Genomic DNA, 5,521 nt, shown 5'->3' with positions numbered 1-5,521 from the left:
GCTGATGAACGATGGCGGGCGCATCGTCAACGTCTCCAGCGGCCTGACCCGCGTCACCTTCCCCGGCAGCGCCTCCTACGCCGCCATGAAGGGGGCGGTTGAGGTCCTGACCCGTTACCTGGCGAAGGAACTGGGCGAGCGCCGCATCGCCGCCAACACGGTCGCCCCCGGCGCCGTCATGACGGACTTCAGCGGCGGCGTGGTCCGGGACAATCCCCAGGTCAACAAGATGGTGTCGGACATGACCGCCTTGGGACGGCCCGGCGTGCCGGACGACATTGGTCCCATGATCGCCAGCCTGCTGAGCGAGGGAAACCGCTGGGTCAACGCCCAGCGCATCGAGGTCTCCGGCGGCATGGCGCTCTAAAGCCGGCCGTCAGTCCCCGGCCATCGGAACCCGGACCTCCTCGGCGATTGCCTGATTCAGCCGGTCGATGACGGCGGTGGCGGTGGACTGGGTGCACATGATGCGCCCGGGCTGGGTAGGGCCGCTGTCCGGGGCCGGTATGGTTCGCAGTTCGGCTGCGGGGATGTGGCGTTCCGCCAGCATGCGGTCCAGGGTGAGCCGGTTGACCAGGACGTAATCCACCCGGCCCTTCTGTAGCATGGCGACCAGCGTGCTTTGGCCCGCCCGCACCCGCTCACGGTTGGGGGCGTCGCCTGCGGGTGTTTGGGTGCCCTGACGGGTGTCCAGCCTGGGTTGGACATAGCGTTCATCGGCCCAGGACCCGTCGGAAAAGCCAAAGACCAGGTCGGGGCGGGCCAAAAGGCTGTCGAGCGTTGGGGCGGGGCCGATGCGGGTGTCGCTGGCGCGGACCAGCAGCACCCAGTCCGGCGCCGGCCCCAGGGGATTGGTGAATTTGAAGTGTTGGGCGCGTTCCGGTGTCAGGGCCCAGTTCAGGGTGCACAGCGGCTGGCGGCCGGCGTCCAGGTCGGCCAGCAGGCGCCGCCGTGTCCAGGGTTCCTGCCACAGCAGGGTGAAGCCGGCGCGGACCGCGATCCGGTTCATCAGGTCGACCAGGGAACCATAGGGCTGCCCGGCCTCCCGGTTCCAATTCAGGACCGGCGGCTGTTCCGCGAACACCATGACCAGGGTCGGGTTGGCGGGGGCGGCCTCGTCAATGACCGCGCGGGCCCCCGACGCGCCGCAGAACATCAGGACCGCCGCCCAGAAACCGGCCTTGAGGGCGCGTTTTCCGGGGCGGCGCGATAAGAGACAAGGGGGTGGGGCGGCCTTACTCGGCGGCAAGCGTCTTGCCCAGGTTGGCATCCAGATAGGTCCCGACCACGTCATTCAACGCGTCCGAGCGGTCGTTGAAGAAATGGTTGGCGCCTTCGACCTTCTTGAAGTCGATCTTGATGTCGCGCTGGTTGGACAGCTTGTTGACCAGCTTGGTCACCGCCGCGTCCGGCACCAATTCATCCTTGTCGCCATGGACGATCAGGCCCGAGGAGGGGCAGGGCGCCAGGAAACTGAAGTCGAACATGTTGGCCGGCGGGGCCACCGACACGAAGCCGTCGATCTCCGGCCGGCGCATCAGCAGCTGCATGCCGATCCAGGCGCCGAAGGAGAAGCCCCCGATCCAGCAGGCCGTGGCGTTGGGATTGTAGGTTTGCAGCCAGTCCAGCGCCGACGCGGCGTCCGACAGTTCGCCTTCGCCCCGGTCGTAGGTGCCCTGGCTGCGGCCCACGCCCCGGAAATTGAAGCGCAGACAGGAGAAGCCGCGCTGCGCGAAGGCGTGGAACAGGGTGTAGACCACCTTGTTGTTCATGGTCCCGCCATACTGCGGGTGCGGATGCAGCAGCAGGGCGATTGGGGCGTTGGTCGACTTGCCGTGAAGGTAGCGTCCCTCGATCCGGCCGGCCGGTCCATTGATGATGACTTCAGGCATCGTGCTCCGTTTCCGCTGCTGTCTGGGGACTAGAACCCGTGATGGCGGGGGCCGCATGGGGGGAGAACGGCCGGATCATGGCCGTCAACGCGGGCATCGCTTGACCCGGCAAGCAGGCGATCTTATATCGCAAGGCTGGGCCTCCTGGAGCCGTGTGCGGACGCATCGAACAATCTGACCCCCCGTTCCTCGGGACGGTCAAGCTGCGTTTGATGGCAGAACGACCATTCCGGGCGCGATTTATACCACAGCGAGCGCATCGGTGTTCAAGCGTCTTCAAGAAGAGATCGAGGGTATTAAAGCCCGCGACCCGGCGGCGCGCTCCACCGTCGAGGTTCTGCTGTGCTATCCGGGCCTACATGCTGTGTTGTTGTACCGTGTGGCCAACCACTGCTGGCGTCATGGCTGGCCGACGCTGGGTCGATTCATTTCGCACCTCGCCCGCATGGGCACCGGCATTGAAATCCATCCCGGCGCCACCATCGGCGACGGCTTCTTCATCGATCACGGCATGGGCGTGGTGATCGGGGAAACGGCAGAGATCGGCCGCAACGTCCACCTCTATCACGCGGTCACCCTGGGCGGGACCTCGCTCAGCAAGGGCAAGCGCCATCCTACCGTGGGCGACAACGTCATCATCGGCGCCGGCGCCAAGATCCTGGGCGCCATCACCATCGGGGCGGGCGCGCGTATCGGCGCCAACGCCGTGGTGGTGGCCGATGTGGCGGCGGGCGCCACCATGGTGGGCATACCGGCCCGGGCCGTGACCGCCAGGGCCAAGACGGAAAAGGACCAGTTCCTGGCCTACGGCACCCCGTGCAACAACCTGCCGGACCCCGTGGCCCGCGCGCTGCAGGCCCTGACCGACCAGGTCAGTACCCTCAGCCGCCGGATCGAGGAACTGGAGCGGGTGCCGCCGCCCGTCCCCCTGGTCCCGGCCGTCGTCCTTGACGAGGATTGCGGCAAGGCCGGCCGTCCGCCCTGCTGAGCGGTCCGCCCAACTCTTTTTCCGGTTCACCCCGTCCGAACTCCCATGGCGTTGCCGATCTATCTCGACCATAACGGCACCTGCCCGCCCCGCCCCCAAGCGGTGGCGGCCATGGTGGAAGTCCTGTCCCTGCCGGGCAACCCGTCGTCCGTCCATGCCCAGGGGCGCGAGGCCCGCCGGCGGGTTGAGGTGGCGCGCCGCCAGGTGGCGGCCCTCCTGAACTTGCCGCCGGCAACCCTGACCTTCACCGGCAGCGGGACGGAGGCCAACGCCCTGGTGTTGGCCAGCGCTGGCGACCGGCCCATCATCACCAGCGCCATCGAACACGCCAGCGTGCTGGAGGCTGCCCAGGGTGGCGTCCGTTGTCCGGTCACCAGGGACGGCGTCGTTGACTTGGTGGCGCTGGAGGCGCTGTTGGTCGCCGCCGGGCGTCCGGCCCTGCTGTCCCTCATGGCGGTGAACAACGAGACCGGCGTCATCCAGCCGGTGGCGGAGGCGGCGGCCTTGGCGCGCCGCCACGGCGCGTTGTTCCATTGCGACGCCAGCCAGGCGGTGGGCCGCCTGGCCTGGGACTGGGGCGCCATCGCCCCCGATTACCTGACCGTCTCGGCGCACAAGATCGGTGGGCCCCAGGGCGTGGGCGCGCTGGCGGTGCGCGACGGTATGCCGGTGGTCCCCCTGCTGCGTGGCGGTGGGCAGGAACGCCGCCGCCGGGCCGGGACGGAGAACGTGGCCGGCATCGTCGGCTTCGGTGCCGCCGCGGCCGCCTGCGATGTCGAAGGTTTCGCCCGGTTGGCCGTCCTGCGCGATGGGCTGGAGGATCGCCTGCGCGCGGCGGCTCCCGGGCTGCTGGTGGCGGGTGCCGACGCCCCCCGGGTCGCCAACACCAGCTGCCTGGTGACGCCCGGCTGGCGGGGAGAGACGCAGGTCATGGCCCTGGATCTGGCGGGCTTCGCCGTTAGCAGCGGCTCGGCCTGCTCCAGCGGCAAGGTCGCTGCATCGCATGTGCTGGCGGCCATGGGCCTGGGGGGGGATCTGGCCGGTTCCGCCATCCGGGTCAGCCTGGGCTGGCCCACGACGGCGGAGGATGTGGCCCGCTTCGCCGATGCCTGGATCGCGCTCCATACCCGGCGTGGGCCAGCACCGGTGGCGCAGCAGGCGACCCTACCGCCTCAGGATATGCAGTCTGTCATTTCCCAGACGGCGCGGCAGCAGTAGGGTGGCGCCCCGGCGTCTTTTGCACGACTGCACGGGATGAAGGAACAGGGGTAGGCTGGCGCATGGCCGATGGTGTGGATGGGGATGATCCTCCCCAAGGTGGTCCGGGGCGGGGTAACTCCGGGCAGGGCGTCCCGGGGCAGGGCGTCTCAGGAATAATATCGGGCGGCATGGCTGACTGCTGGGCTTGTGGCAAGCCGGTTTCGGGCAGGGCCCTGTTCTGCCACAACTGCGGCGCCATCCAGCCGCCGGCCGACCTGGACGCCTTCGCCCGCCTGAACCTGGAACGGCGTTTCGATGTGGAACGCGCGGTGCTGGACCGCCAGCGCGCCGGATTCGCCCGCATCCTGGATCCGGAACGGCTGAAGTCCCGCGGCGCGCAGGAGAAGGCGCTGGCGGAGCGCTACCGCCAGGCGGTGGAACAGGCCTACGTCACCTTGCGCGACCCCGCCGCCCGCGCCCGCTATCTGCTGGACCTGGTGCGGCCGGAGGGCGAACTGCCGGGCACGCCGGGCAAGGGGCCGGAGGATGCCGACATGGCCGACCTGGCGGCTCAGGTGGCGGCCCTGCATGCCGCCAACCCCGTGGACGAGGATCAGCTCGAACAGGCGACGCTGGGCGTCATCGGCGCCATCGCCGGCACGCTGGTGGACCTCTCCGCCGCTTTCCACAAGGGCAACCTGGCGGCCGTGCCCGCCCTGGCCGAGCGCCTGGGCCTTTGCCAGCAGCTGGGCGAGGCGTTGGGCGCCGTCACGCCGCCGGATGTTGACGACTGACCGGCTTGATCGCCCCCCATCCCCAGGCGCTATCCTGGGCCACCGGCATAGGTTTGTGACTCGTGCCGGTGTAGCCCCGACTGGGGCCGCCGGGGTTTTGGAGGGTGCCAGGGCATGGACAAGTTGTACGCCGGCGTTTCTTCCGTGCAGCATGGGTCGCCACGGTCGCTGGATCGCCTGCGCCGCCTGGTCGTGCCGGAGCGTAGCGACCGGGCCGACGCGCAATTGGCCGTGGCCTTGTGCTTCGTCGCGGGCATGACCAACGCCGGCGGCTTCCTGGCGGTGGGGCAGTACACCTCGCACATGTCGGGGGTGGTGTCCGGTCTCGCCGACAATCTGGTGCTGGGCGCCCTGGGCCTGGTGGCGGCGGGGGCGGGGGCGCTGGCCGCCTTCCTGGCCGGGGCCGCCTGTTCCGCCATCCTGATCAACTGGGGCCGACGCCGGGGCAACGCCAGCCAGTACGCCCTGCCCCTGTCGCTGGAGGCGGCGCTTCTTCTGGTCTTCGGCGTGCTGGGGGCCCTGCGCCTGCACATCCCCTATTTCCTGGGCGTGGCGGTGCCGCTGCTGTGCTTCATCATGGGGCTGCAGAACGCCATCATCACCAAGATCTCGCGCGCTCGCATCCGCACCACCCACATGACGGGAAT

The 5,521-nt window shown here is 69.2% G+C and carries 7 protein-coding genes; 5 read left to right on the top strand and 2 right to left on the bottom strand.

Annotation, left to right across the window (positions count from 1 at the left end; genetic code table 11):
* The coding region (locus I55_RS03460) for an SDR family oxidoreductase (protein ID WP_044559112.1) at positions 1–367 on the top strand (367 nt) is incomplete at its 5' end.
* A 9-nt stretch (positions 368–376) separates the two neighbouring features.
* Here the strand turns inward: I55_RS03460 and I55_RS03455 are convergent.
* Both I55_RS03455 and I55_RS03450 read right to left on the bottom strand, forming a co-directional pair.
* Positions 377–1,156, bottom strand: coding sequence for an ABC transporter substrate-binding protein (locus I55_RS03455; protein WP_044559110.1), 780 nt, complete (start codon positions 1,154–1,156; stop codon positions 377–379).
* A 79-nt stretch (positions 1,157–1,235) separates the two neighbouring features.
* Positions 1,236–1,892 carry an alpha/beta hydrolase gene (locus I55_RS03450; protein ID WP_044559109.1) on the bottom strand — a complete coding sequence of 219 codons (657 nt, stop codon included), beginning with the start codon at positions 1,890–1,892 and terminating at the stop codon, positions 1,236–1,238.
* Between the two features lie 262 nt (positions 1,893–2,154).
* On the opposite strand from I55_RS03450, the gene cysE reads away from it, so the two are divergent.
* The 4 genes from cysE to I55_RS03430 form a co-directional block, all read left to right on the top strand.
* Positions 2,155–2,880 carry a serine O-acetyltransferase gene (gene cysE, locus I55_RS03445; protein WP_044559108.1) on the top strand — a complete coding sequence of 242 codons (726 nt, stop codon included), beginning with the start codon at positions 2,155–2,157 and terminating at the stop codon, positions 2,878–2,880.
* Positions 2,881–2,925: 45 nt separating this feature from the next.
* A complete protein-coding gene (locus I55_RS03440) occupies positions 2,926–4,098 on the top strand; it encodes a cysteine desulfurase family protein (RefSeq protein WP_044559107.1) in 1,173 nt (390 codons plus the stop codon).
* A gap of 170 nt (positions 4,099–4,268) precedes the next feature.
* Positions 4,269–4,874, top strand: a complete 606-nt coding sequence (locus tag I55_RS32700) for a zinc ribbon domain-containing protein (RefSeq protein ID WP_049973795.1) — start codon at positions 4,269–4,271, stop codon at positions 4,872–4,874.
* A gap of 114 nt (positions 4,875–4,988) precedes the next feature.
* The coding region (locus I55_RS03430; RefSeq protein WP_044559106.1) for a YoaK family protein at positions 4,989–5,521 on the top strand (533 nt) is incomplete at its 3' end.

It is taken from the genome of Azospirillum sp. B4, from assembly GCF_000333275.1.
In the GTDB taxonomy this organism is placed as follows: Bacteria; Pseudomonadota; Alphaproteobacteria; order Azospirillales; family Azospirillaceae; genus Nitrospirillum.
Note: the sequence above shows the minus strand (reverse complement) of the source record. Positions and strands in the feature narration are given on the sequence as shown.

What these genes read in the sequence shown, in the direction of transcription:
- I55_RS03455 (WP_044559110.1), bottom strand. Translation starts at nt 1,156, where the DNA reads ATGTTCTGCGGCGCGTCGGGGGCCCGCGCGGTCATTGACGAGGCCGCC.
- I55_RS03450 (WP_044559109.1), bottom strand. Translation starts at nt 1,892, where the DNA reads ATGCCTGAAGTCATCATCAATGGACCGGCCGGCCGGATCGAGGGACGC.
- I55_RS03440 (WP_044559107.1), top strand. Translation starts at nt 2,926, where the DNA reads ATGGCGTTGCCGATCTATCTCGACCATAACGGCACCTGCCCGCCCCGC.
- I55_RS32700 (WP_049973795.1), top strand. Translation starts at nt 4,269, where the DNA reads ATGGCTGACTGCTGGGCTTGTGGCAAGCCGGTTTCGGGCAGGGCCCTG.